General features: G+C 46.1%; 24 protein-coding genes. 13 read left to right on the forward strand and 11 right to left on the reverse strand.

Annotated elements, in window-relative coordinates; all coding sequences use genetic code 11:
• The first annotated feature begins 24 nt into the window (after positions 1-24).
• On the forward strand, positions 25-852 hold the full coding sequence (locus tag OGH69_RS13530; RefSeq protein WP_265175019.1) for a hypothetical protein: 828 nt from the start codon (positions 25-27) through the stop codon (positions 850-852).
• Here OGH69_RS13530 and OGH69_RS13535 read toward each other — a convergent pair.
• From OGH69_RS13535 to OGH69_RS13545, 3 genes are all read right to left on the reverse strand, one after another.
• Positions 841-1,173 carry a hypothetical protein gene (locus tag OGH69_RS13535; protein WP_265175020.1) on the reverse strand — a complete coding sequence of 111 codons (333 nt, stop codon included), beginning with the start codon at positions 1,171-1,173 and terminating at the stop codon, positions 841-843. The two genes, OGH69_RS13530 and OGH69_RS13535, sit on opposite strands and share 12 nt — an antisense overlap.
• 74 nt (positions 1,174-1,247) lie before the next feature.
• On the reverse strand, positions 1,248-3,146 hold the full coding sequence (locus OGH69_RS13540; protein ID WP_265175021.1) for an amidophosphoribosyltransferase: 1,899 nt from the start codon (positions 3,144-3,146) through the stop codon (positions 1,248-1,250).
• Positions 3,147-3,213: 67 nt separating this feature from the next.
• Positions 3,214-4,149 carry a PfkB family carbohydrate kinase gene (locus tag OGH69_RS13545; protein WP_265175022.1) on the reverse strand — a complete coding sequence of 312 codons (936 nt, stop codon included), beginning with the start codon at positions 4,147-4,149 and terminating at the stop codon, positions 3,214-3,216.
• 119 nt (positions 4,150-4,268) lie between these two features.
• Between OGH69_RS13545 and OGH69_RS13550 the strand changes: the two genes are divergently transcribed.
• The 4 genes from OGH69_RS13550 to OGH69_RS13565 all read left to right on the forward strand — a co-directional run bounded on the left by OGH69_RS13550 (position 4,269) and on the right by OGH69_RS13565 (position 6,729).
• A complete protein-coding gene (locus tag OGH69_RS13550; RefSeq protein WP_265175023.1) occupies positions 4,269-4,853 on the forward strand; it encodes a hypothetical protein in 585 nt (194 codons plus the stop codon).
• Positions 4,854-4,936: 83 nt separating this feature from the next.
• Positions 4,937-5,296 carry a hypothetical protein gene (locus OGH69_RS13555; RefSeq protein ID WP_265175024.1) on the forward strand — a complete coding sequence of 120 codons (360 nt, stop codon included), beginning with the start codon at positions 4,937-4,939 and terminating at the stop codon, positions 5,294-5,296.
• Between the two features lie 67 nt (positions 5,297-5,363).
• A complete protein-coding gene (locus OGH69_RS13560; RefSeq protein ID WP_265175025.1) occupies positions 5,364-6,149 on the forward strand; it encodes a DUF1444 family protein in 786 nt (261 codons plus the stop codon).
• Between the two features lie 25 nt (positions 6,150-6,174).
• Positions 6,175-6,729 carry a hypothetical protein gene (locus OGH69_RS13565; RefSeq protein WP_265175026.1) on the forward strand — a complete coding sequence of 185 codons (555 nt, stop codon included), beginning with the start codon at positions 6,175-6,177 and terminating at the stop codon, positions 6,727-6,729.
• Between the two features lie 133 nt (positions 6,730-6,862).
• On the opposite strand, the gene OGH69_RS13570 is transcribed toward OGH69_RS13565, so the two are convergent.
• From OGH69_RS13570 to OGH69_RS13595, 6 genes are all read right to left on the reverse strand, one after another.
• Positions 6,863-7,636 (reverse strand): Bax inhibitor-1/YccA family protein, encoded by a 774-nt coding sequence (locus tag OGH69_RS13570; RefSeq protein ID WP_265175027.1) that lies wholly within the window; start codon positions 7,634-7,636, stop codon positions 6,863-6,865.
• Positions 7,637-7,732: 96 nt separating this feature from the next.
• Positions 7,733-9,163: a pyruvate kinase gene (pyk, locus tag OGH69_RS13575; RefSeq protein WP_265175028.1), complete on the reverse strand. Its 1,431-nt coding sequence runs from the start codon at positions 9,161-9,163 to the stop codon at positions 7,733-7,735.
• Between the two features lie 4 nt (positions 9,164-9,167).
• Entirely contained in the window at positions 9,168-9,650 is a 483-nt protein-coding gene (locus tag OGH69_RS13580; protein ID WP_265175029.1) for an IPExxxVDY family protein, read from the reverse strand.
• A gap of 115 nt (positions 9,651-9,765) precedes the next feature.
• Entirely contained in the window at positions 9,766-10,512 is a 747-nt protein-coding gene (gene rnc / locus OGH69_RS13585) for a ribonuclease III (RefSeq protein ID WP_265175030.1), read from the reverse strand.
• 7 nt (positions 10,513-10,519) lie between these two features.
• Complete coding sequence (fabF, locus tag OGH69_RS13590) at positions 10,520-11,773, reverse strand: beta-ketoacyl-ACP synthase II (RefSeq protein ID WP_265175031.1); 1,254 nt, start codon at positions 11,771-11,773, stop codon at positions 10,520-10,522.
• A 196-nt stretch (positions 11,774-11,969) separates the two neighbouring features.
• On the reverse strand, positions 11,970-12,206 hold the full coding sequence (locus OGH69_RS13595; protein WP_007137004.1) for an acyl carrier protein: 237 nt from the start codon (positions 12,204-12,206) through the stop codon (positions 11,970-11,972).
• A 175-nt stretch (positions 12,207-12,381) separates the two neighbouring features.
• On the opposite strand from OGH69_RS13595, the gene OGH69_RS13600 reads away from it, so the two are divergent.
• The 3 genes from OGH69_RS13600 to rnhA are packed head-to-tail and all read left to right on the forward strand — an operon-like array spanning position 12,382 to position 13,954.
• Complete coding sequence (locus OGH69_RS13600) at positions 12,382-12,951, forward strand: phosphoribosylglycinamide formyltransferase (protein WP_265175032.1); 570 nt, start codon at positions 12,382-12,384, stop codon at positions 12,949-12,951.
• Entirely contained in the window at positions 12,948-13,415 is a 468-nt protein-coding gene (locus tag OGH69_RS13605) for a DUF4348 domain-containing protein (RefSeq protein ID WP_265175033.1), read from the forward strand. The genes OGH69_RS13600 and OGH69_RS13605 overlap by 4 nt, the downstream gene beginning before the upstream one ends.
• Before the next feature lie 59 nt (positions 13,416-13,474).
• Positions 13,475-13,954 (forward strand): ribonuclease HI, encoded by a 480-nt coding sequence (gene rnhA / locus OGH69_RS13610; protein WP_265175034.1) that lies wholly within the window; start codon positions 13,475-13,477, stop codon positions 13,952-13,954.
• A 65-nt stretch (positions 13,955-14,019) separates the two neighbouring features.
• Here rnhA and dinB read toward each other — a convergent pair whose 3' ends face one another.
• The gene (dinB, locus tag OGH69_RS13615; protein ID WP_265175035.1) at positions 14,020-15,129 is read right to left on the reverse strand and encodes a DNA polymerase IV; all 1,110 of its coding nucleotides are present in this window, start codon (positions 15,127-15,129) and stop codon (positions 14,020-14,022) included.
• A gap of 134 nt (positions 15,130-15,263) precedes the next feature.
• Positions 15,264-17,303 (reverse strand): site-specific recombinase, encoded by a 2,040-nt coding sequence (locus tag OGH69_RS13620; RefSeq protein ID WP_265175036.1) that lies wholly within the window; start codon positions 17,301-17,303, stop codon positions 15,264-15,266.
• Between the two features lie 141 nt (positions 17,304-17,444).
• Here OGH69_RS13620 and OGH69_RS13625 point away from each other — a divergent pair, with 141 nt between their 5' ends.
• The 5 genes from OGH69_RS13625 (at position 17,445) to OGH69_RS13645 (ending at position 23,863) form a co-directional block, all read left to right on the forward strand.
• Complete coding sequence (locus OGH69_RS13625; RefSeq protein ID WP_265175037.1) at positions 17,445-17,918, forward strand: CYTH domain-containing protein; 474 nt, start codon at positions 17,445-17,447, stop codon at positions 17,916-17,918.
• Positions 17,906-18,886, forward strand: a complete 981-nt coding sequence (locus OGH69_RS13630; protein WP_265175038.1) for a YpdA family putative bacillithiol disulfide reductase — start codon at positions 17,906-17,908, stop codon at positions 18,884-18,886. Before OGH69_RS13625 ends, OGH69_RS13630 begins: the two co-directional genes overlap by 13 nt.
• Before the next feature lie 133 nt (positions 18,887-19,019).
• On the forward strand, positions 19,020-19,508 hold the full coding sequence (locus OGH69_RS13635; protein ID WP_265175039.1) for a GbsR/MarR family transcriptional regulator: 489 nt from the start codon (positions 19,020-19,022) through the stop codon (positions 19,506-19,508).
• A gap of 29 nt (positions 19,509-19,537) precedes the next feature.
• Positions 19,538-20,701: an efflux RND transporter periplasmic adaptor subunit gene (locus tag OGH69_RS13640; RefSeq protein ID WP_265175040.1), complete on the forward strand. Its 1,164-nt coding sequence runs from the start codon at positions 19,538-19,540 to the stop codon at positions 20,699-20,701.
• 6 nt (positions 20,702-20,707) lie between these two features.
• Positions 20,708-23,863 (forward strand): efflux RND transporter permease subunit, encoded by a 3,156-nt coding sequence (locus OGH69_RS13645; RefSeq protein ID WP_265175041.1) that lies wholly within the window; start codon positions 20,708-20,710, stop codon positions 23,861-23,863.
• Positions 23,864-23,872 lie beyond the last annotated feature (9 nt).

The raw sequence follows: 23,872 nt of genomic DNA on the forward strand, positions 1-23,872 counted from the left end.
GTACCCGTTTTTTATTTATCAATCATGGCAAAAGAAACAGCGATACTTTTTAAGGACCAGGCGTATTTTACACCTGTAAATATTATCAGGTGGATGAAATTTTATATTTTGTCAGAGGAAGCTTTTACCAAAGTCTTCCCCGAAGCATCTGCGGAAATTTCCAGTTATTTTTTCTGGGATCAACATCTGGGATACGGTGGACTGGCAGGGGACAGTTTCAATCTGGATCATTTTCTTGATAACAGCAATATTGATAGGTTCTCCATGATCGTTGCTGCTCTACTGGACAGCTATTCAATGTCAAAAGAAGAAATCCGTGCTAAAGTGATAGCCAGTGAAAAACTGAAGGAATTTGAAAGGATAAAGGTAGCACGCTTTTTAGCCGTCAACATTGACTTTGATGAAGCTTTTGGCGTAAAAGAACATTTTGAAATTCTGCAGCGCGCCCTTCAAAAGAGGACTTTTTATGAACTTTCGCATACCCCTATTGAGGATCTTGAAGGCGAATGGACATCTACATATGAGACGGGTGCTTTGGATTATAACTACAATATGACCGATTTTATGGCTCTGGGAAAGCAGGTAAAGCTGGTGATATCCAAACATGACCAGCGATTTTATATATCTACGTGGCTGGTGAAGGTGTATGACTATACTTCGCGCGAGGAGAGGGATCTCGCAGTGCGCCAAACCTACGTGACTTTTCGGAACGGGTATCTCCATCATCATTATGACACAGAGGGTGGATTTTATTTTTCTCACCGCAGTCCGGTATTCGATTATAAAGTTGAGACGTTCCAAACGCAGTTTGGCGATGTAGGATTTACATTCCGGCGAACCTTACAGGGATAAAAGGGCACGGCTTAAAATAAAAAAGGGAAAACGATCTGTTTTCCCTTTTTTTGCCCCCAAAAATACCGTAAAATTAAATTTACTAATGCTATTTTCTACAGCAAACATACCACAGTTTATTGTTTCCGCAAAACAAATCAGACAAAGTGCAATTAAAATCGATGAAATGCACGCAGATTGTTTTTCGATATATAGATTCAAAGATCGACATGCCGAATAACTTTTTAAAATAAAAAAGGGAAAACGATTTGTTTTCCCTTTTTTTGCCCCCAAAAATACCGTAAAATTAAATTTACTAATGCTATTTTCTGGTACAAACATACGGTGTTTCTTTTCCTTCCACAATTGTTTTAGATGAAACACCTAATAAACTCGTTGAAATGCAGTTTCGGGCTTTAATATGCCCTCGCGTCGTTACCTTCATAGAAATTGATAAAGGCGCGGTTCACTACCCTGTTGCCTCCCGGGGTGGGATAATCGCCGGTAAAATACCAATCACCAAGGTTTTTCGGACATGCCTTATGCAGGTTGTCTACCGTTTGGAATATGATCTTCACTTCAGCTTTTATATGATCCTCTTTCAGCATATGGGCAATCTTGTCGCTTATCTCCTGGTCGGTGAATGGCGCGTAGAACTCTTTCACATAGTTCACCACTTCATCATCCGGCAGGTTTTCCTGTGCTTTGGATTTTTTGTACACCTCTTCAATGATATGCTGCATCCCTTTTTCTTTCAAAAGCTGCTCTGCCGCACGGAAAGCCACAAGCCCCTCGAGCTTGGCCATATCAATGCCATAACAATCGGGGTAGCGTATCTGAGGAGCTGAGGAGACAATGACTATGCGTTTTGGATTTAGCCTGTCCATCATCTTAATGATGCTTTTTTTAAGGGTAGTCCCCCTAACAATGGAGTCGTCAATGATAACAAGATTGTCTTCCGGCCTGATAACCCCATAGGTAACATCGTATACATGCTCTACAAGATCGTCACGGCTGCTGTCTTCGGTTATGAAAGTGCGCAGCTTAACGTCTTTTATTGCGATCTTTTCCGTTCGGATCTTAACCGAAAGCAATTCTTTCAGTGTTTCCGCAGTAAGGGTATGCCTGTTTTCGAGTATGTGGTTGTTCTTTCTGTCATTTAAAAAGTCCTGTGCCGCCTCTACCATCCCGAAAAATGAAGTCTCGGCCGTATTAGGTATGTATGAGAAGACTGCATTGTCTGTATCATCCTCTATGGCTTCCAGCACCTGTGGCAGCACTAGCCTGCCCAATTCCTTGCGTTCCCTGTATATTTCAGCATCGCTTCCCCTTGAGAAGTATATGCGCTCAAACGAACATGCTTTTTTGGTTACGGGCGGGATAATTTCCTGCACGCTTACATTACCATTCTTTTTAATGATGATGGCATTGCCGGGCTCGAGTTCCTGCACTTTTTCGAAGGGAACATTGAACACGGTTTGTATTACCGGCCTTTCGGACGCTACTACTGCAATCTCATCGTCCTGGTAAAAATATGCCGGGCGTATACCTGCCGGGTCGCGGAATACAAAGCTGTCGCCGTGGCCCAAAAGTCCCGCCATGGCATAGCCGCCATCCCAAAACTTAGAGGCGCGTTTAAGTATCCTGGCAATATTCAGCCTTTCGGATATTACCGCCGAGGCTTCCTGCTTGGTATAACCTTCGTTCTTGCAGGTCTGGTAAAGCTCAGAGACTTCGTCATCCAGGAAGTGGCCAATATTCTCCATGATCGTAACGGTATCGGCTAGTTCTTTTGGGTGCTGGCCCAGTTCTACAAGATTGTCAAACAGCTGTTTTACATTAGTCATGTTAAAGTTACCCGCCACGATAAGGTTGCGGTGCATCCAGTTGTTCTGCCTCAGGAACGGGTGTACGCTCTCGATGCTGTTCTTGCCGAATGTTCCGTAGCGTACATGACCCAAAAACAATTCGCCAATATAAGGAATGTGCTCCTTTTGCAGGGCTACGTTGTCGTTATATTCAGGGTGAATGGCCAGCTCTTCGTTTATCCGCTCGTTAATCTGGGCAAAGATGTCCTGTATAGGCTGCTGCTGGTTCGACCGGACACGGCTGATATAGCGTTGGCCTGGCCGTACATCCATCTTGATGCTTGCAAAACCTGCACCATCCTGCCCACGGTTGTGCTGCTTTTCCATCAGCAGGTACATTTTCTGTATACCATAAAACGCCGAGCCGTACTTTTCCTTGTAATATTCCAAAGGCTTCAGCAGCCTTAATAGTGCGATGCCGCATTCGTGCTTGATAGCGTCACTCATAGTTGTTGTATTGTCGTTGTTGTTGTTTTTATCATTAAAAAAAGGCCCGCAATGAGGCCTTTAATTTTTATTCTTCTTCTTCAAGCGCAATTTCAAACTGCGTTAGCGATTTGAACTGTTGCAGGCGGTCCTGAACCTCTCCCTTTGTGAGCGTTTCCATTCGTTCGGTTCCGAATTTCTCCACACAGAATGATGCCAGGTTAGACGCGTAGATTATGCCATTCTTCATATTATCGAACGATACATTCTCGCTCTGCGCGATGTAGCCGGCAAATCCGCCGGCAAAGGTATCGCCCGCACCGGTAGGGTCAAATACTTCTTCAAGCGGCAGTGCCGGCGCAAAGAACACCTGCTTGTCGTTGAACAGCAAGGCTCCGTGCTCCCCTTTTTTGATGACCACATATTTAGGGCCCATGGTGTGGATTTTGGCAGCTGCCTTAACCAGCGAATATTCGCCCGAAAGCTGGCGTGCCTCTTCGTCATTTATAGTTATCACATCCACACGCTTCATTACATCAAGCAATTCCGGCAGCGCGCAGTCCATCCAAAAGTTCATCGTGTCAAGCACTACAAGCTTTGGCTTGGCTGTCATCTGGTCCAGCACACCCGATTGTACAATTGGGTGCAGGTTACCCAACATTACTACATCGGCATCTTTAAAGTGCTCCGGAACAACCGGATTGAAATCAGCCAGCACGTTAAGCTCAGTCGACAACGTGTCGCGCGAATTCAGGTCGTTATGGTAGCGGCCGCTCCAAAAGAACGTTTTTCCGCCCGGCACTGTTTCCAGACCTGTAAGGTCGATGTTTTTGCTCTTGAGCAGGTCGATGTGCTTTTGGTCAAAATCATCTCCGATTACCGACACTATGGCCGACTGTACTTTGAAAAATGAAGCCGAAAGGCCAATATAAGTTGCAGCGCCACCGAGTATTTTATCGGTTTTGCCGAATGGCGATTCAATAGCGTCATAAGCGACAGTGCCAACAATCAGTAATTTGTTCATAAAGGGTATGATTTTGAAGGCGCAAAGATAGTGTATAAGTTGGTGCGGTGCAAGTTAAAACAATCAAAGTGGCAAGCGGAATTTATTGGCTATTTGTGTATTTTTGGAAAAACACAGAAGTGAAAAAAGTATTGGCTCTTCTATTGATGATTTTGGTTACAGGATGCATTGACCATAAGGCGCAAGTCCCGCCGTTAAAGGAAATTCCAAAGGCAAGCAATGCTTTCCAAAATTTCCTGGCACAATTTCCCGGCCTCTCTTTTCCTATACAGGTAAAAGCATGCGGAGAGATGCCCGACCTTGAAATTTTAGATGGCGCGGCAAGCTATCCATACAACAGGAGGCCTGATTATATATTCGGTAAATTTAGCCTTAATGATGGCTGCGTAGCTGTAATAACATTTTCAACTGCGGACTGCATGCTGCCCATTCTCACAACTTATCACCCTGACGGTATTGAGATTGACTCAAAACCCCTGGCAGTAGGGCAATGCTCTGACGGTCCATGCTACAAGTGCGAGGAAGTTTTGCAGATCGGCAAAGACTTAACGATCCGTGTGGCTGACACTATGCAAACCTTTGAATGCGATGAAGACGACCTGCCCAAAGGCGCGCCGATTACAACAACCATTGTGTATAAAGAAGGAAAAATTACACCTTCGGGAAGGATAGAAATTAGTAAGGAAAAGGAGAAGCAGCTTTGATATAGCCGAAAAATCTGTGCACAAGTGCTAAAACCCCGGTCATCCGCGTTCCTTTTTCATACCTTTATGCTTTAAAGCAAATCATGGAAAACCAAAAAGAAGAACAGGCGCAAAACGAGCCGGTAAAAAGCAAAAAGGAAGACTATACAGGCGGCTGGGGCATACTCCTGCTCGAGGTATTTTGGATTTTTATCGTACATCACCTCTACCCGGTATTTTCCGTATGGGCGTGGGGAATGGAAAAAGGCAGCTTTACTTTTACACAGACCAATTTTTACATTTATCTTGCCCTGATCGTGCTGCCACCTACCTTTTTGAATATTTTGAAATTCATCAGACAACGTAAAAAACAGCAGCCCATCGGGCGGTACATTACTGCCCAGGTTGTAGTACTCATTGTATTTACGGCGATTATTTTTGGGTCTTTTTCATGGGATTTTTAAGTTAGATTTTTGGATATGATTTTTAGATTGTCAGACATTCTATATATTTATCAAAAAAAATCATTCCATGTTTTTCAGGCGAAAGAAACTCACCGAAACAGAATTTGCAAACAAATTTGCCCAGGCGCTAAGGCAAAAGATAAAAGGCATAGACATAATTTCCATCAATGGGCTTGAAGTAGTCTCTAAACTTGATGATTCCGACGAGCATCGCCATTTTCTCGACAACGCCTATATAGAGTACTCCCACGACACCAAAAAGCTAAAAGAAGTCATCGAGAAATATGCAAGTGTTTCAGCGGACTCTTTCCTGCCCAACGAGCCGGTAAGCCCGGAGAGCATTTTGCCTGTCATTAAAGGTAAGCAATTTATAAAGGGCCTTTTGGAAATCAATCCAAAGGCCGGGGCGCAACAGGTACTCGAGACATACAACTCCGATCTTGATATTTTTTACGTGGTCGATACCGAGCATGCCCTTCGCTACCTTACGAGCGATGAACAGGAGAAACTTGGCCTGGAGATGGATGAATTGCGTGAGCTTGCCATTCGCAACCTTGATAAATTTGATATACGCAGCCATGGTGAAGAAGGCTATTACATGATTACGGCCGGTGGTACCTATGAAGCCAGCATGATATTGCTCGACATTTGGAACAAAGGCAATTTTGACGTGAACGGCGATATCATCATCGGCATACCGGCACGCGACCTCCTTGTCGTTACCGGCAGCAAGGATTGGGCCAACCTGCATAAGATGTACGACCTCGTAAAAGAAGTCTCTGAAACAGGGAATTATTTAGTCTCTGATAAACTATTTGAGCTGAAAGGTGACCGGTTTGAGGTGTTGGGTTAAAAAAGTATCTAAAAAGTCTTAATCAATGCAATATCAAAAATTAAAAAAGTGCATCGACAGTGGCAGATTGCAATTGAGGCGTGGCGAGGCTATACAGCACTACCTGATTGTTATTGCCTTAGCTGGTTTCTCAATATTGGGAATTTACATTATGTTTTCGGCGAAAGATGAAGATCAATTTGAAAGGTCTGTGATCTTCTTTATAATTAGTTGCCTTATCGGGCTTCTGTTTTTGTTTATACAATACAGAAGGCTGCGGTTTGTAATGATCGAAACCGAGCTTTCTCAGGATGAAATTGCTGAAGTGATCAACAAGGTTGCCATGAGATTAAACTGGAAACAAACATCAAAAGGCAAAAATTATTATACTGCATCAACACCGACCAGCTTTTTGCAAGGCAGCTGGGGAGAGCAAATCACAATACTATTAAACGATAAAAAAGTCTACATAAACAGTATATGTGATCTTAAAAAACAATCATCTGTAACTGCCTTTGGCAGAAACAGAAAGAACGTTATCACATTTAAGCGGGAATTAAACCTTATTGAAATGGTCAAAAAAACTGCTAAAAATCGCTAAGGGCCCATCTTTCGCCTATGCATCCACATTTAGCTTGAGGTATTGGGATAAAAACAAGGCCATCCGTGCGGATGGCCTTTATATTTTAATGGCTCAGGCAACCCCGAACCAATAACGCTAAACCCTAAACAAATTAATCCCTTCCTGATATTTTAGCGAACAGCTTAAGGAACTCCATGTATAGCCATACTAATGTAATCATTAGCCCCATGGCACCAAACCACTCCATGTATTTCGGCAGTCTCCTTTGTGCGCCCTGCTCAATCATATCGAAGTCAAGAAAAAGGGTGAGCGCCGCTACTACAATCACAAACACGCTGATACCGATGCTCATCAGCGAACTGTCCTGGAACGAATGCCCTACAAGGTAGTTGCCGGTAAACATTGATATGATCCACGAGATAAGGTAATAGGTCATAATAGCAAGCACGGAGGCAATGACAACTGACTTAAATTGCTCTGTTACCTTCACTATCCCAAACCTGTACAGCAGGAAGCAAACCATAAAGGTTACCAAAGTACCACCAACTGCCTTAAGCACAACCCCCGGGTACATAACTTCGAGCACGACGGAAATACCTCCTACAAACAGCCCTTTGAATACAGAATATGCGGGTGCCAGTACACCTGAATAATTCGGCTTAAAGCCGGCAATAATCACGATGATGAACCCGGTTATGCCACCACCTAATGTAAGTGCATAGGGATGAACACCCTGGAACAGCATTAAATAACCTGCAAAGAATGCGCTCGTAACCAGTATAGCAAAAAGGAACATCGATTTATTGATGGCACCTTTCACCGTCATGGTTTCATTTTGGCTTACAGCATAAGCATCTTCCTGCGCGCCATAGCGGGAGGTTGGCGAAAACGATTTGTTATTAAAAAAAGGATTGCTTGATTTCATAGTTTCAATAAAAATTTATCCAAATATAGTTTTTTCCTGACACAAAACAAAAAGCTGCCCCTGTGGGCAGCTTTCTTATATCAAAACAAATGCCATTTAGTCGATTTCAGACACCCTCAGCGTATTTACCATTCCTTTGTCTGCCACAGGCATCGCAGCAAGGTTAATCAGTATGTCACCTTTTTCAACAAAACCTTTTTCCTTAGCCAGGTTGTTTACATCCTCAACCGTTTCGTCGGTGCTAAGGAAGGCATCATAATAGAAGGCCCTTACACCCCAAAGCAGGTTGAGTTGCGTAAGTATCCTCTTATTTGACGTAAATACCAAAATATGCGATGCAGGCCTCCATGCAGAGATCTGGAATGCGGTATATCCCGAATTCGTTAGTGTACTTATCGCTTTCGCCTTGATGGTATTAGCCATTTGTGCCGCGTGGTAGCAAATGGATTTTGTGATGAAACGCTTCGTCCTTACCTGCGGAACATTTTGCGGAACGTGGATAAGCGGTGAATCTTCAACTGCCTCGATGATCTGGGTCATCTTCTCGATAACCTGCACCGGGTAATTACCTACCGATGTTTCGCCCGAAAGCATTACCGCGTCGGCACCATCCATAACCGAGTTGGCTACATCATTAACCTCAGCACGGGTTGGCGTAAGGCTTGTAATCATGGTTTCCATCATCTGTGTGGCTACAATTACCGGTATGCGTGCTGTTTTGGCACGGTTGATAAGCTTCTTCTGGATAAGCGGCACTTCTTGTGCAGGCATTTCCACACCAAGGTCGCCACGCGCTACCATCAGGCCATCGCAAAACGCAACGATCTTATCGATGTTCTCCACACCTTCAGGCTTTTCTATTTTAGCTATGATCGGAATTTTATGGTCAGAATGTTCTGAGATAAGGTCCTGTAGCTCTTCAAGGTCTTTAGGTGTCCTTACGAAAGAAAGTGCAATCCAGTCTACGCTGGCAGCGATGGCAAATTTAGCATCGCGGATATCCTTTTCAGTAAGGGCAGGAAGCGATACTTTAGTATTTGGAAGGTTTACCCCTTTTTTAGATTTCAATGGGCCACCCTGTATCACAACCGCTTTAACACGGTCCTTTTTATTGGTTTCAAGCACTTCAAAAATAAGCTTGCCGTCATCAAGCAAAACCCTTTCACCTGCATTTACATCGGCAGGGAAAGCTTTATAGTTCATGTATACGTTATCAGCTGTCCCTGGTACATCATCTGCAGTCTGAAAAATAACTGTATCACCTTTATTTACGATAACATCCTCCTTCATCACCCCAACACGGAGCTTTGGTCCCTGAAGATCGGCAAGGATGGAAGTATTGTATCCAAATTCATCGTTAAGTCCGCGTATGATGTCGATGCGCTCCTGTACATCGGTGTAGTCGGCATGCGAAAAATTGATCCTGAATACATTTACACCGGCTTCGATCATGTCTTTGATCACTTCCCTTGTGCTGCAGGCAGGGCCTAATGTGGCTACAATTTTAGTTTTCTTGTTTGTCAACATTCTCTTAAAAAATTAAGTTATTTTTCGATTTTAGTTTATTGTGGTCAATAATATAAGCCGTTGTGATGTGTTTTACCGTCAGCAGGCTTCCTACTACGGTATCCAACGCAAAAACATCGGGCGTATTTTCTATTTTAAGTATATAATCCACTTTTTTGAGTTCGGGTAAGAGGAAAGTACTGGTTGCAACATTCATACCGGCTTGCCCGAACAGCGATTCTGATCCCGGCTGGGTTCCTACAATACTGTGCCTGTTCTGCACAAGGCTCCAAAGGGTATCGTTGCCGTCTTCGTAGGCAAACCTCGAAAAGCCGCTTTCGCCCCCGCGAATACTGTAGCTGATATCTTCAGCACTTTTTTCCAAAAGGATAGCAAGCTCCCTGTTAAGGAAATATGCCAGGCGGTAATCTTCAAGTGGGGAATGTATGGCAATCAATCCATAGTCGATTGTAATGAAATCGTCGATCGATAATTTGTGAATAGCCATACGAAGTATCCAAATAAGCCGTAAATATACTGCATATAACTCAGAATATGTGAAGAAAAATTAAACTTTATGTAAATTTTTTCACGAAAACGTTTGAGTAAACTATTAACTTGTGTTATTTTTTGTTAATTTTTTCCTGAAATGCAAAAAATGCTCTTTGTGAGGCTTTTTCTTCCGCTTTCTTCTTGGATGTGGCCCTTGCACGCGAAATTACACGCCCTCCAATGGTAAGTTTTACGGCAAAGTGTTTCTGTCCTTCCTTCCCGTTGTCTTCGTACACTTCGTAGTTGAATGGCTTCTTTTCTTTTTGGCACCATTCGATAACAAGGCTTTTATAGCTTATCACCTTACCTTCAAGCTTGGCAATGTCTACATAAGGCTGCACCACCTTTTTTTGTATGAACTTCTCGCAGTATCCAAACCCGCGGTCCAGATATATGGCCCCTATAAGCGCCTCAAAAAGGTTTCCGTGTATGTTCTCCCCAAAATGCTGAGCCGATACTTTGCTCTCTACCCATTTGATCAGGTTAAGGTCGCGGCCCAACTCGTTAAGGTGCTCACGGCTCACGATCTTGGAGCGCATTTTGGTAAGGTAGCCCTCATCGCCGGTAGGCACTTCATTGAAAAGGTGGGCGGCTATAACCGATCCCAGCATCGCATCACCCAAAAATTCCAGGCGCTCATAGTTAACCGGGTGGCCATTTTCATCCACCTTATTGGAAGACCTGTGCGTAAAAGCCCTCCTGTAATGCTCAAGGTTCAGCGGGACAAACCCCAGCATTTTGTTTATTTCCTCAAAAAAAAGCCCGCCTTCCTGGGGAAGACGGGGATTTTTTGAGAATATTTTTTTAAAGAAACCCATATAAGGATTACATATCAAGTTTTTTAACCAACACACATGCATTGTGGCCGCCAAACCCAAAAGTATTGCTCATAACTACTTTCATATCCCTTTTTTGGGCCTTGTTGAAGGTAAAGTTGAGCTTAGGGTCTATGTTCTCATCATCCGTAAAGTGGTTGATGGTAGGCGGAACCATGCCATGCTTGATGGAAAGTATCGAAGCGATAGTCTCTATAGCCCCGGCAGCCCCAAGCAGGTGGCCTGTCATTGATTTCGTAGAATTCAGGTTGAGTGTATAGGCATGCTCCCCGAACACCTCCAGTATCGCCTTAGATTCGGCAATATCACCCAGTGGTGTAGAAGTGCCGTGCATGTTTACGCCATCCACGTCGGTAGGTTTCAGGCCCGCGTCGCGAAGGCAGTTCAGCATCACATTGCGTGCGCCTAACCCTTCCGGATGCGGTGCGGTAATGTGGTGGGCATCGGCACTCATGCCGCCCCCGCCAATTTCGCAGTATATATTGGCACCCCTTGCTTTGGCGTGCTCATATTCTTCAAGTATAAGTGCGCCGGCACCTTCACCCAGTACAAAGCCCTCACGGTCCTTGTCCATCGGCCTTGATGCGGTTTGCGGATCGTCATTGCGGGTAGATAGCGCGTGCATGGCATTAAATCCGCCCATACCGGCAATGGTTACCGCTGCTTCACTGCCCCCTGTTACCATAACATCGGCATGGCCAAGGCGGATGTAATTAAAGGCATCGATCAGCGCATTGGTTGATGATGCACAGGCAGAAACTGTAGTAAAGTTTGGCCCCCTGAAACCATATTTAATAGAAATGTGGCCTCCTGCAATGTCAGCGATCATCTTTGGGATAAAAAAAGGATTGAATTTCGGGGTACCGTTTCCGGCCGCAAAATTCATCACTTCCTCCTGGAAGGTTTCCAACCCCCCTATACCGGATCCCCATATTACACCTACCCTGTCTTTGTCAAGCTTATCAAAGTCAAAGTTGGCATCCTTTACAGCTTCTTCTGTAGAAACAAGGGCATACTGGGCATAACGGTCCATTTTCCTTGCTTCTTTTCTGTCTATAAAATCCTCTACGTTGAAATTTTTTACTTCGCAGGCAAATTTTGTTTTGAAGTTGGTAGTATCAAAATAGGTAATGGGAGCCGCACCGCTCACACCGTTTACCAGGCCTTTCCAGTATTCCTCTACTGTATTGCCTATGGGCGTAAGTGCGCCAAGTCCAGTTACAACTACTCTTCTTAATTCCATAAAGTCGTTTTTATAGTTTCAAATTATAGAACAATACCCATGTATCCCTCAATAAATTAGTAAGAAAACATGGGCATTATTTAATATTGTTATGAATGCTCCCGATAAAAGCGGTTCATTTTGTTTTAGTGTTGAATGCAAAGCCAATAAATAATAACATCCATGCAATACGTACCGCATGGATGTCTGTTATTTATTATTTTTTTGCCTCCTCGATGTAAGAGATTGCCTGACCAACAGTAGCAATGTTTTCAGCCTGATCATCCGGGATTTGAATATCAAATTCTTTTTCAAACTCCATGATAAGCTCAACAGTGTCCAGGGAATCAGCTCCCAAATCGTTTGTGAAGCTAGCTTCTGTTACAACTTCGTTTTCGTCAACACCTAATTTGTCTACGATAATCGCTTTTACTCTTGATGCAATGTCTGACATAATCTTTAATTTTAGAATTTAAATTGAACGGCAAAAATAAAAAAACTTATCTTATAACCGCGTGTTCACCAAAAAATGTGACCACTAAAATAAAAAATTAATTTTACAATTTTATGAAATCGGTGTTATTTTGCAGATTATTTACGCATTTTTAAACCACTAAAAAATTGCCCTGATGAAAAACATAATCCTGTTCGCTTCCGGCGGCGGCTCCAATGCACAACGCATCATGGAATACTTCGGGCAAAAGGACGGATACAGCGTTAAAGCGCTGTTTACCAACAACCCAAATGCAGGCGCCATTGCCATAGCAGACAAGCATAACGTACCCTCCATTATCTTCACCCGCGAAGAGCTGAATGACGGCACTGTACTGCAAAAGGTCAGGAACTACAATCCCGGCATCATTGTACTGGCCGGCTTTTTATGGAAGTTCCCTGCCGATATTATAAAGCAGTATCCCCATAAAGTGATCAACATTCACCCTGCGCTACTGCCCAATTATGGCGGAAAAGGCATGTATGGCATGAACGTGCACCGTGCCGTGCATGAAAATAAGGACAAGGAAAGCGGTATTACCATACATTATGTAAACGAGCATTATGATGAAGGCAACATTATTTTCCAGAAAGCAATTGCCATAGAGGAATGCCTGAGCCCCGAAGAGGTGGCGCTCAAGGTTTTGAGCCTGGAGCATGAGCATTTTCCGGAGGTTATTGAAAAACTTTTAAATACGGAGGCATGAAACAGTTATTTTTTGTGTGTTCACTTTTGCTATTGTTCAGTTGCGAGAAAAAGCAGGAAAAAACCATAGAGATGCCTGCTCCCGAAAAGCATTTTAAGGAAGCTTACAAGGAAGATCCCTGTGACACTGATTTTGACGTTTTTTTCAGAAAGTTTCAGTCGGACAGCATTTTCCAAAGGCAGCACGTAAAATTCCCGCTAAAGAATACCTACCTGAATAGTGACGGCGATTATGAATTACTTAGGAAGGATATTACCGTCTTAAACTACCGGTTCCTCGATTTCACAAAAGATGAGGAAGCCGCAAAAGCAGAAAATGGCGCTTTCACCATAAATATTGAAAAAGAAAAAGACTCGGTTTTTTACCAGGCCCGCGGAATTGACAACGGCATCCATGAAGACATCAAATTCGCTTTCATTGATGGCTGCTGGTATTTGCTGGCTATAGAAGATTCTTCTACATAGCACAATTTTAGGTTCGAGTGAAGCTAAATCTGAAATCTACAATCTGAAATTTGAAGTAAATGCATACAGTCCACATATATACCGATGGCGCCGCCAAAGGAAATCCCGGCCCGGGCGGATATGGCGTTGTCATGGAACAGGTGGGCACCGGTTACCGAAAGGAATTTTACGAAGGCTTCCGGCTTACCACCAATAACCGCATGGAACTGCTGGCGGTTATCGTGGGGTTGGAAAAGCTGACCAAACCCAATACAGCTGTGCTCGTAGTATCCGACTCCAAGTATGTGATTGACTCAATTACCAAAGGCTGGGTGTTCGGGTGGGAAAAGAAAGGCTATGCCGGCAAGAAGAACCCCGACCTGTGGAAGCGCTTCCTCAAAATATACCGCCAGCACAAAGTAGACTTTAAATGGGTAAAGGGCCACAACAACCACCCGCAAAACGAGCGCTGCGACCAGCTGGCAGTAATGGCAGCAACACAGCCAAAGCTGAATGTGGACGCCTACTATGAAGCGGAAGGGCAAAAGATGGATTTATAAGCAATTCAGGCTTCAGGATCACTTGACAGCAATCGTGGCATTCCCCGTTTAAGGGGGTTAGGGGCTCAAAACTCAAACTTCAGCTGCACTGCGACTGTCTTATTGGGCTTGCCGGTGTCGGTATCTGTGTTCAGGTTAGATAAGGATATGCCCAGCAACCGCACCGAATCCTTCGGCTTTTCCTGATACAGCAGTTCTTTTACCGTTTCGAGGATCAGGCTTTTGTCGGAAATGAAATATGGCAATGTCTTGCTACGCGTCTGCACTGTAAAGTCGCTGTACTTTATCTTGAGGGTGACGGTCTTGCCTGCAATCTTCTTTTTCCCGAGGCGGCGGTCCAGCTCATTGGTTATGTCATTTAGCTTTTCTTCCATGAACACTTCCGACACCAGGTTCTCAAAAAAAGTATGCTCCGTACCTACCGATTTGGCGATGCGGTTGCTCTTTACCTCGCTGTTATGGATGCCGCGTACTACATAGTAGTAATAGCTGCCCGACTTTCCAAAATGCTCTGAAAGGTATTCCTCGGATTTTTCCTTCAGGTCCTTTCCGGTAAAAATACCCAACTGGTACATCCTTTCCTCTGTCACTTTGCCTACGCCATAAAATTTACCGATCGGCAGGTTTTCCAGGAACTCAAGCACCTCATCCGGATTAACGGTCTTTTGCCCGTTGGGCTTATTATAGTCGCTGGCAACCTTGGCAATGAATTTATTGATGGATATCCCTGCCGAAGCCGTAAGCCCCGTCACCTCAAATATCCGTTTGCGTATGTCGGCGGCTACAAGTGTGGCACTGGGATTGCCTTTTTTGTTTTGGGTAACGTCAAGATAAGCCTCATCCAGTGACAGGGGTTCCACCTTATCCGTATATTCATAAAATATCTCGCGTATGCGGCGCGATATTTCTGTATAGCGTTCAAACCGTGGCTTTACAAATATGAGGTGGGGACATTTTTTTTTAGCCAAAAATCCGCTCATCGCGCTGCGCACACCAAACTTGCGGGCCTCATAACTTGCTGCAGCAACCACTCCCCTGCTCGAGCCGCCGCCTACGGCAATAGCCTTGCCCCGCAGTTCCGGATTATCCAGCTGCTCAACAGACGCGTAAAAGGCATCCATATCTACATGGATGATCTTGCGCTGGCGTATTTCGGGATTTTCAGCCTCAGTCACAGTTTAGTCTCAGTTTTTCAGTCAATATTGCCCGGGGAAACTTCAGTATCCGTACAGCAATATATGGAAGCCAAAGTTAGGGAAAACAGCACATACTTCGAATATCCGGAATGATCAACGGACTCTGACTGCAACTAATACTGCTTGCGTAGGGAAGGAAAGAAAAACGAGCCCGGCCTTCTTTTAAAATGTTTCCATATCGATTTGGATATGGGGCGAAGTTCCGACAACGGGATGTTGCGCGAACGGAAAGCCAGTCCCATCGAAAGGCTGAAGCTTACCATAAAGTTGACCAGCCCGATGATTCCTATGCCAAATATCCCCCAAAACAGCAGCTCGTTGGAAACATTCCAGTTAGCCCCATACAGGGCAAGAGCCAGGTTTCCGCTGGCAAAGGTAATATGCCGAACATCAAGGTTCAGTCCCAAAAAAACCCCAATAGAGGCAGTACTGCCCATGAATACGCCGAACCAAAAATTCGAGATCACGCCCGCCCACTTCCGTTCATAGAGCTTTGCGAGCTTTTGCGTGCGCACGCGGCCAAAGCTCCTTTTGAGTACAGGATGCTCCTCTATCCGGTAATAAACATGACGGTGCTTGTCGCGGTTGGCTACGCTTCCGGCTATGATACCCGAAAGGAACAGGAACACACCCGCAATGGCCGCATGCAGTATAGCCAGGGAGTGTATAGGGCTAAGATCGGTCATCATGGCATACCACTTGGTTAGGGTAAGATTGTATGAAAAGGCATAATCTATGAGCCAGATCCCAAGCAGTGATACCGGAAACGCGACAAGCACGTTGCCCAAAAAGGCAATGAACTGTGACCGGAATACCCTTGCAAAAAACTCGGCAAAGGCGCGGTGCTTCTCCTCGTCGTCTACCTCGGTGTTCTTTCGGCCACTTTCGATGGCGCGCACCAGTGCCGCGGCAGTCATGGCAGGCTGTTTGGTGGCCAGAGTAAAGCCCAGCACATAGATGGCAATGAAGCCGAACGAATAATTGAGGCTGTAGAAAAACGCGTGGCCGAAGGCGCTGGTTTCCATTTTCGACAGGAATACCTTAATGATGCAAAGAATACCTACAATGATGCCGCCCCCCGATGCCGCCCAAAACATTTTGAGGTACTCCAGCCTGCTCTTGGTAATATAATTTTCGCCGGTATTGGCGGTATGCTGTGTTACTTCATACGATAGCAGCTGGGTACTTTCGTTGATGAGCTTGCGTACATTATTCTTGTCGCAATTGTAGGTAATGAGGCTTTTACCCAGCCTGATGGTATCCTGGGCTGTTTCGCGGTCCTGCTCAATGGCCAGTAATGGCAACAGCACCCCAAGGCGTTCCAGCTGTTGGCGGATACGCAACAGGCTTTGGTTTACGCGCAGTGATATGCCATATTTTTCGCTGTTGCGGAAAGCCGCACGAACATAGTCGGTACACTGGTGGTGCAGCACAAGCATTTGGCGGTACCCGATATCATCAGGGGGCACATAGTTGATCTGCTCCTCGAGGAGGCGGGCACTCAACAGTGCAAATTCCTTCTGTATGGCGAGGAACGGGCTTTCGAGTCCCTCATATTCCGGCACCATCTGTATCACTTCGCTTTCCAGGGCGCGCCCTGTAATGCGGTGAATGAGTACTTCCATGGCATACAGGAGTTCGGCCAGCGGGCTTTTTTGTTCTGACGAAACATAAAGCGACCGGAATTTCACCAGGTGGTAAAATTCCTCAAGCTGTTCCATGGGTATCTTTTCTACCCAAATCGGATCGGTTTTCAGGTAAAAAACCTGGTTGAGCACATACTCAAGGGTATCCTTTTGCGGCTGGTCGGGTATCAGCTTTGCAAAGAGGCGCTTGCGTACCTCCGAGAAAAATACCGCCTCGCCAAGGATGCCTGCATCGGTAAGGATGCGGCTGAACTTCTTCTGCTTCAGGATGCCTTTCAGGTAAAGCGACAACCCTGTACAATACCGCTCGTTATCCCTCAGCAGCTGCAGCAGGCTTTCAAGGCTCACCGTTTCAGCCCGGTGCGGGTCTTTCGGACGGAACAGGTCTGCCAGCTCTGCCAACAGATCGGTTTCGTCGGCCTTATATTCCCACAGGTTATTGCTGTCGAAATTCAAGGTAAAGAATTCTTCGATTGTGATATTATGCTTGGTTTTCCTGAACTTCATTGAGCCAATGGTTACGGGGTAAATTTACAAATGATTGCGGATACACTGCTATGGCAGTGCTAATTTATGCAAACCTTAGCTTTTTGCACCTACCTGTTTTTTGCTTTTATTTACTTAACTTGCCCTGTAATTTAGAATACCATGACCGAAACAGAGCGCAAGTTCCTCGTGCTTTCCGATACCTACAGGCAGGAAGCGCATTCACAAAAAAGAATAGCACAGGGCTATCTCAACTCGCACCCGGAGCGCACCGTACGTGTGCGCACCAAGGGCGATGCAGGCTACCTGACCATTAAAGGGAAAAGCAATGAAACCGGCACTACCCGCATGGAATGGGAGAAAGAGATTTCTTTGGCCGACGCCCGACAGCTGCTGGCTCTTTGCGAAAGCGGTGCAATAGATAAAGTGCGCTACGAAGTGAAACTGGGCAGCCACATTTTTGAGGTGGACGAATTTTTTGGCGAAAATGAAGGACTTGTGATTGCCGAGGTGGAACTGGCCGACGAAAATGAAGCCTTTGAAAAACCGGAATGGCTGGGCATGGAAGTTACCGGAGACGAGCGCTACTACAATGCTTACCTGAGCAATAACCCCTATACCAAATGGCCGAAGTAACCCGATATGACCTCATCATTATAGGCGGAGGGCCGATAGGGATGGCGTGTGGCATAGAGGCACAGCGCAAGGGCCTCAGCTACCTGATACTTGAAAAAGGAGCATTGGTCAACAGCCTGTTCAATTATCCGTTGTACATGACCTTTTTTTCCACCGCCGAGCGGCTTGAGATTGGCGGTTTGCCTTTCAGCTGCATTGCACCCAAGCCCGGGAGGCAGGAAGCGCTGGAATATTACCGCAATGTCCAGCGGCATTATAATCTCAACATTCAACTGTTCGAAGATGTCCTGTCCGTTAACAAGCAGCCTTCGGGGCAGTTTGTGGTGCATTCGTCCAAAGGATGGTATAATGCTAAAAATGTAGTCATTGCCACCGGCTTTTATGACATCCCCATTACAATAGACGTGCCGGGTGAAAACCTCCCGCATGTGCGCCACTACTACAAGGAAGCCCATGAATATGCCTTTAAGAAAGTAGTGGTCATAGGCGCTAACAACTCATCTGTAGATGCCGCACTGGAATGCTGGCGCAAAGGGGCCGATGTAACGATGGTTATCCGTAAGGGCGAAATAAACCCGCGCGTAAAATATTGGGTAAAACCCGATGTGGAAAACCGGATTGCCGAAGGGAGCATAAAGGCGTATTTTTATTCCTGGGTGACAGAAATACGGGAAAACGAAATGGATGTATTTACGCCGGACGGCAATGTTACCCTTGATGCCGACTTTGTACTGGCCCTTACCGGCTACCGGCCCAACATTGAATTTCTTCGTAAATGCGGCATCGGCATCAGCGATGACCTGCTTTGTACCCCGCAGTATAATCCCGAAACCATGGAAACCAATGTGCCCGGGCTTTACCTTGCCGGTGTGGTATGCGGGGGCATGGAAACCCACAAATGGTTTATAGAAAATTCAAGGGTACATGCTGATATGATTGTAAGCAACATTACAAAAATGATTTCCTGAATCTGAAAATCAGATATTTATACCCCCTTAAAATTTTAGCCCTAAATTTCTTAACAAATTTTTAACGCAAACTTTAGTTCGGCTTCAACCGAACCAAACGAACTAAAGTTTACCTTTGCAAAAAAATTTGAATATGGCCGACGTACAGAAAGAGCGTGAGGAATTGATTGAGTTGTTCGGGATCCATTTTGAAAAGTTCCACCACATGCCGCCCCTTGGGTCGCGCATTTTTGCCACCATCATACTCGATGCCTGTGGCAGGGGCATCACTTTTGAAGACCTGGTAGAACGCATGGGGGCAAGCAAAAGTTCTGTCTCCACCAATGTGAACCTGCTGCTCAAGCTTGGGAAAATAAACTACTATACGCTTCCGGGCGACCGCAAAAAATATTACAAGCCATCACCCTTCAGTGAGCGTTTCAGCAACTACATGAAAATGGTTGAACTTGAAAAAATCATCATCGACAAGATGCTGGATTACCGCCAAAAGACGGCTATGTGCAGCGCCGAAAAGGGCGATATCGAAAAGACAAAGGCGTATAAGGAACATGTATTGCAGATGGAAGAGCTGCTTACCAACACCATAAATAAGTTTAAGGAAATAGAAAACAACAACAAATAATCATCAATCAGAAAACAAATAGTTACCCAATGAAAAAAAGATTCTTAGCAGGCGCGATGGCTGCCTTACTTATCATAACATCCTGCGGCAAAAAAGAAGAGCAGGCCGCACAGGCCGCCCCGCCGCCAATGCCGTTCCCGGTAATGGCGATTGCCAAACAGGATGCCGTGATTTTTGAAGAATATACAGCGAGCCTTGAAGGCCAGCAAAACGTAGAGATACGCCCGAAGGTAAATGGCTTTATCCAAAAGATATATGTAGACGAAGGCCAGCAGGTAAAAAAGGGCCAGCTACTGTTTAAGCTCGAAACACAGACGCTTAACCAGGATGCCGCGGCGGCAAAGGCGAATGTTTCTGCCGCACAGGTAGAGGTGGACAGGCTGAAGCCGCTGGTGGACCGCAAAATCATCTCGAATGTACAGCTTGAGACTGCCAGGGCAAGACTGGCGCAGGCCAAAGCGGCCTACAGCAGTATCGCTGCCAACATTGGCTATGGTACAATAACTTCACCGGTAAACGGTGTTATAGGGAGCCTTCCGTATAAAGAAGGCAGCCTCGTAAGCGCCACCAGCGAGATGCCGCTGACTACCGTTTCGGATACCAGGGGCATGCGTGCCTACTTTTCAATGAACGACAAGCAGATGATTAATTTCAGCAGGGAGTTTAAAGGTGCAACATTACAGGAGAAGCTTAAAAACACACCCGAAGTAAGCCTGTTGCTTGTTGACGGCAGCGAATATGAGCAAAAAGGAAAATTAGAGGCTGTTAACGGAATGGCGAATGCCGAGACAGGTACCACACAGTTCCGGGCCGACTTCCCCAACCCGGAGGCGATACTCAGGAGCGGCAGCAAAGCTACTGTACGCATACCCCTCGCGAAAAAAGGAGTGATACTCGTGCCGCAAAATGCCGTATTCGACATGCAGGGCAAGCAGATGGTATATGTTGTTGGCAAGGACAACACCGTGAAATCGAAAATACTGGACATTGCCACTACATCCGGGCTTAACTATATTGTTAGTGAAGGGCTTGAGGAAGGCGAGGTAATCGTTACGGAAGGTACAAGCAAACTGAAAGACGGCATGGCCATAGTGCCGCAGCCGGTTGCAGCACAGGAGGCTCCTGCCGCAACTGCCGATACTACAGCAGTATCCCAAACACAAACCAAAACAACAACCGTTACAAAGAAATAAACCAGGATGCTAAAGACATTTATAGAAAGGCCGGTACTGAGTACCGTAATTTCGATATTGATAACCATATTGGGCGTACTTGGCCTTATGGCGCTGCCGGTAGAGCAGTACCCCGAGATCGCCCCGCCAACGGTGCAGGTAACCGCTACCTACACCGGGGCAAATGCCGAGACGGTACTTAACAGCGTTATCGTTCCGCTTGAGGAAGAGATCAACGGTGTGGAAGGGATGACCTATATGACCTCAACCGCATCGAATGACGGCGCAGCGACAATAAGCGTGTTCTTCGAACTGGGTGTAAACCCGGATATTGCGGCGGTTAACGTACAGAACAGGGTATCGAGGGCCACCAGCAAGCTCCCTTCTGCTGTAGTGCAGACCGGGGTTACCACGCTGAAAAGCCAGACGAGTGCCTTGATGTTCCTTTCGCTGTACAGCAACAACAAGGAATATGACGGCACTTTTGTACAGAACTTTGCCAAGATCAATATCGTGCCAAAGCTGCAACGCGTAAAAGGTGTTGGGCAGGTAAACGTATTTGGAGGTAAGGACTACTCCATGCGTATATGGATAGACCCCCAGAAGATGGCTTCGCTAAACCTGGCGCCAAAAGACATCCAGGCTGCGCTGCAGGAACAGAATGTGGAGGCGGCTCCCGGTAAATTCGGCGAAAACGCACAGGGCGTCTATGAGTACGTTATTAAGTACAAAGGCCGCCTGTCCAAAGTAGAGGACTACGAAAACATCGTAGTTAAAGCGACCGGCAACGGCAACTTCGTACACCTGAAAGATGTAGCCAAAATAGAGCTCGGGGCCTTCAACTACGGCCAGAAGAACTACGGTATGGGCAAGGATGGGGTAGCCATAGGTATCTTCCAGACATCGGGCTCTAATGCCAACGATATTATCGAGGAAGTGATGGATATCATGCAGACAAGCAAAAAGAGCTTCCCTGAAGGCATAGAGTATGTGATACCGTTCAATACCAAAACCTTCCTGGACGCTTCTATAGAAAAAGTGATCTCTACACTGGTAGAGGCTTTTATACTGGTATTTATCGTAGTGTTCCTCTTCCTGCAGGACCTGCGTTCCACGCTCATCCCGGCCATAGCGGTTCCGGTGGCTATTGTCGGCACCTTCTTCTTCCTGAATATATTCGGGTTCTCCATCAACCTGCTTACGCTGTTTGCACTGGTGCTGGCCATTGGTATCGTGGTGGATGATGCCATAGTTGTGGTCGAGGCGGTACATGCCAAGCTGGACGAAGGCGAACGGTCTCCGCGCAAAGCGACCCTTTCGGCCATGAGCGAGATCACCGGCGCCATCGTTTCCATTACGTTGGTTATGGCGGCGGTATTCATCCCGGTATCGTTCCTGCAAGGGCCGTCGGGTGTGTTCTACCAGCAGTTTGCCATTACCCTTGCGGTTGCCATCCTGATTTCGGCGGTAAACGCGTTAACGCTCAGCCCCGCACTTTGTGCATTGCTGCTGAAGCCGCACGAAGAGGGTGAACACCATAAAAAGAACCTTAAAGAGCGTTTCTTTACCGCATTCAATGCCGGTTTCGACTCGATGAACAATAAATATACCCGTTCCCTTGGCTTCCTTGCCAGGAAAAAATGGATAACAGCCATTGCACTGCTTGCCTTTTGCGGGATAACGTACCTGCTTTTCAGCACAACCCCGTCAGGGTTTATACCAAATGAGGACCGCGGCATCATCATGGCCGACCTTACCATGCCTCCGGGAACAACATTGGAAAAAACCGAGAAGGCGGTAAAACAATATGACTCGCTGCTGCAAACCATGCCTATGGTAGAAGCAAGGATGAACATTGTTGGATTCAGCTTATTGAACAGGGTGAACGGCGGTTCGTATGCCTTTAGCGTTATCAGGCTGAAAGACTGGAAAGAGCGTAAGGAACCAAACCAGTCGGTAGATGCCATTGTAGGCGAACTGTTTGCCAAAACAGCCGGTTTCAAGGATGCACGGATGCTGTTCTTTACGCCGCCAAGCGTACAGGGCTTCGGTTCGGCCGACGGCTTCGAATTCAAGATTGAGGATACTGGCGATGACGACTGGGCAACCGTAAGTAAGGTGAGCAACGAGTTTCTTGGCGAACTGATGAAGCGCCCCGAGATACAATATGCCATGACCAACTTCAACCCGGGCTTCCCGCAATACCAGATGGATATCAATGTGGAAAGGGCCAAGGATGCCGGTGTTGCGGTAAATGACATATTCAACACCATGCAGGGATATTACGGGGGGCTTTACACAACCGACTTCAACCGTTTTGGAAAGCAGTTCAGGGTAATGATCCAGGCGAAACCGGAAGACAGAGCCGATGAAAAATCGATAAACAACATTTACGTACGCAATGCCAACAACGAGATGGTAGCCATAAGCCAGTTCATCGACTTCAAGAAAATCTACGGGCCGGAAGTGGTATCGCGCTTCAACATGCTGAAAGCGGTAAACGTAAACGGTAAAGCCAACCCTGGCTTCAGCTCGGGCGACGCGATCAAGGCCATACAGGAAGTTGCCGCGCAGCATTTGCCAAAAACCTATACTTACGAATTCTCCGGTATGACGCGCGAGGAGATTATTGCGGGCAACCAGGCGATAGGGGTATTCCTTTTAAGCCTGATATTCGTGTACTTCCTTCTCAGTGCGCAGTATGAAAGTTATGTAGTGCCGCTTGCGGTACTGCTGTCGCTCCCCGTGGGTATTGCCGGGGCCATCGGCTTTGTGAAGCTGGCCGGCCTTGAAAACAACATCTATTTCCAGGTGGCGCTCATCATGCTCATAGGGCTTTTGGCGAAGAACGCCATTCTTATCGTAGAATTTGCCATACAGCGGCGCAAGCACGGCATGGGGCTTACCGAAGCTGCCATAGCGGGCGCAAAGGCACGTTTAAGGCCAATCCTCATGACATCGTTCGCCTTTATCTTCGGACTCCTTCCTTTAGCGCTGTCAAGCGGTGTAGGCGCAGTGGGTAACCGCTCGATAGGCATGGGCGCTGTAGGCGGGATGCTTATAGGTACGATATTCGGTGTATTTGTAATACCGGTATTGTTCATCATATTCCAAAGCCTGCAGGAAAAAATGACCGCGAGGCGCGAGGCAAGGGAAGCTGCACATGAATCTACTGAAGACTAAAACAGACAC

It is taken from the genome of Flavobacterium sp. MFBS3-15 (genome assembly GCF_026107645.2).
Lineage (GTDB): Bacteria > Bacteroidota > Bacteroidia > Flavobacteriales > Flavobacteriaceae > Flavobacterium.

What these genes read in the sequence shown, in the direction of transcription:
- OGH69_RS13630 (WP_265175038.1), top strand. Translation starts at nt 17,906, where the DNA reads ATGGCCGAAGTAACCCGATATGACCTCATCATTATAGGCGGAGGGCCG.
- OGH69_RS13530 (WP_265175019.1), top strand. Translation starts at nt 25, where the DNA reads ATGGCAAAAGAAACAGCGATACTTTTTAAGGACCAGGCGTATTTTACA.
- OGH69_RS13600 (WP_265175032.1), top strand. Translation starts at nt 12,382, where the DNA reads ATGAAAAACATAATCCTGTTCGCTTCCGGCGGCGGCTCCAATGCACAA.
- OGH69_RS13540 (WP_265175021.1), bottom strand. Translation starts at nt 3,146, where the DNA reads ATGAGTGACGCTATCAAGCACGAATGCGGCATCGCACTATTAAGGCTG.
- OGH69_RS13595 (WP_007137004.1), bottom strand. Translation starts at nt 12,206, where the DNA reads ATGTCAGACATTGCATCAAGAGTAAAAGCGATTATCGTAGACAAATTA.
- OGH69_RS13555 (WP_265175024.1), top strand. Translation starts at nt 4,937, where the DNA reads ATGGAAAACCAAAAAGAAGAACAGGCGCAAAACGAGCCGGTAAAAAGC.
- OGH69_RS13580 (WP_265175029.1), bottom strand. Translation starts at nt 9,650, where the DNA reads ATGGCTATTCACAAATTATCGATCGACGATTTCATTACAATCGACTAT.
- OGH69_RS13560 (WP_265175025.1), top strand. Translation starts at nt 5,364, where the DNA reads ATGTTTTTCAGGCGAAAGAAACTCACCGAAACAGAATTTGCAAACAAA.
- OGH69_RS13625 (WP_265175037.1), top strand. Translation starts at nt 17,445, where the DNA reads ATGACCGAAACAGAGCGCAAGTTCCTCGTGCTTTCCGATACCTACAGG.
- OGH69_RS13545 (WP_265175022.1), bottom strand. Translation starts at nt 4,149, where the DNA reads ATGAACAAATTACTGATTGTTGGCACTGTCGCTTATGACGCTATTGAA.
- OGH69_RS13645 (WP_265175041.1), top strand. Translation starts at nt 20,708, where the DNA reads ATGCTAAAGACATTTATAGAAAGGCCGGTACTGAGTACCGTAATTTCG.
- rnhA (WP_265175034.1), top strand. Translation starts at nt 13,475, where the DNA reads ATGCATACAGTCCACATATATACCGATGGCGCCGCCAAAGGAAATCCC.
- rnc (WP_265175030.1), bottom strand. Translation starts at nt 10,512, where the DNA reads ATGGGTTTCTTTAAAAAAATATTCTCAAAAAATCCCCGTCTTCCCCAG.
- OGH69_RS13640 (WP_265175040.1), top strand. Translation starts at nt 19,538, where the DNA reads ATGAAAAAAAGATTCTTAGCAGGCGCGATGGCTGCCTTACTTATCATA.
- OGH69_RS13570 (WP_265175027.1), bottom strand. Translation starts at nt 7,636, where the DNA reads ATGAAATCAAGCAATCCTTTTTTTAATAACAAATCGTTTTCGCCAACC.
- OGH69_RS13620 (WP_265175036.1), bottom strand. Translation starts at nt 17,303, where the DNA reads ATGAAGTTCAGGAAAACCAAGCATAATATCACAATCGAAGAATTCTTT.
- OGH69_RS13605 (WP_265175033.1), top strand. Translation starts at nt 12,948, where the DNA reads ATGAAACAGTTATTTTTTGTGTGTTCACTTTTGCTATTGTTCAGTTGC.
- fabF (WP_265175031.1), bottom strand. Translation starts at nt 11,773, where the DNA reads ATGGAATTAAGAAGAGTAGTTGTAACTGGACTTGGCGCACTTACGCCC.
- OGH69_RS13535 (WP_265175020.1), bottom strand. Translation starts at nt 1,173, where the DNA reads ATGTTTGTACCAGAAAATAGCATTAGTAAATTTAATTTTACGGTATTT.
- OGH69_RS13635 (WP_265175039.1), top strand. Translation starts at nt 19,020, where the DNA reads ATGGCCGACGTACAGAAAGAGCGTGAGGAATTGATTGAGTTGTTCGGG.
- OGH69_RS13565 (WP_265175026.1), top strand. Translation starts at nt 6,175, where the DNA reads ATGCAATATCAAAAATTAAAAAAGTGCATCGACAGTGGCAGATTGCAA.
- pyk (WP_265175028.1), bottom strand. Translation starts at nt 9,163, where the DNA reads ATGTTGACAAACAAGAAAACTAAAATTGTAGCCACATTAGGCCCTGCC.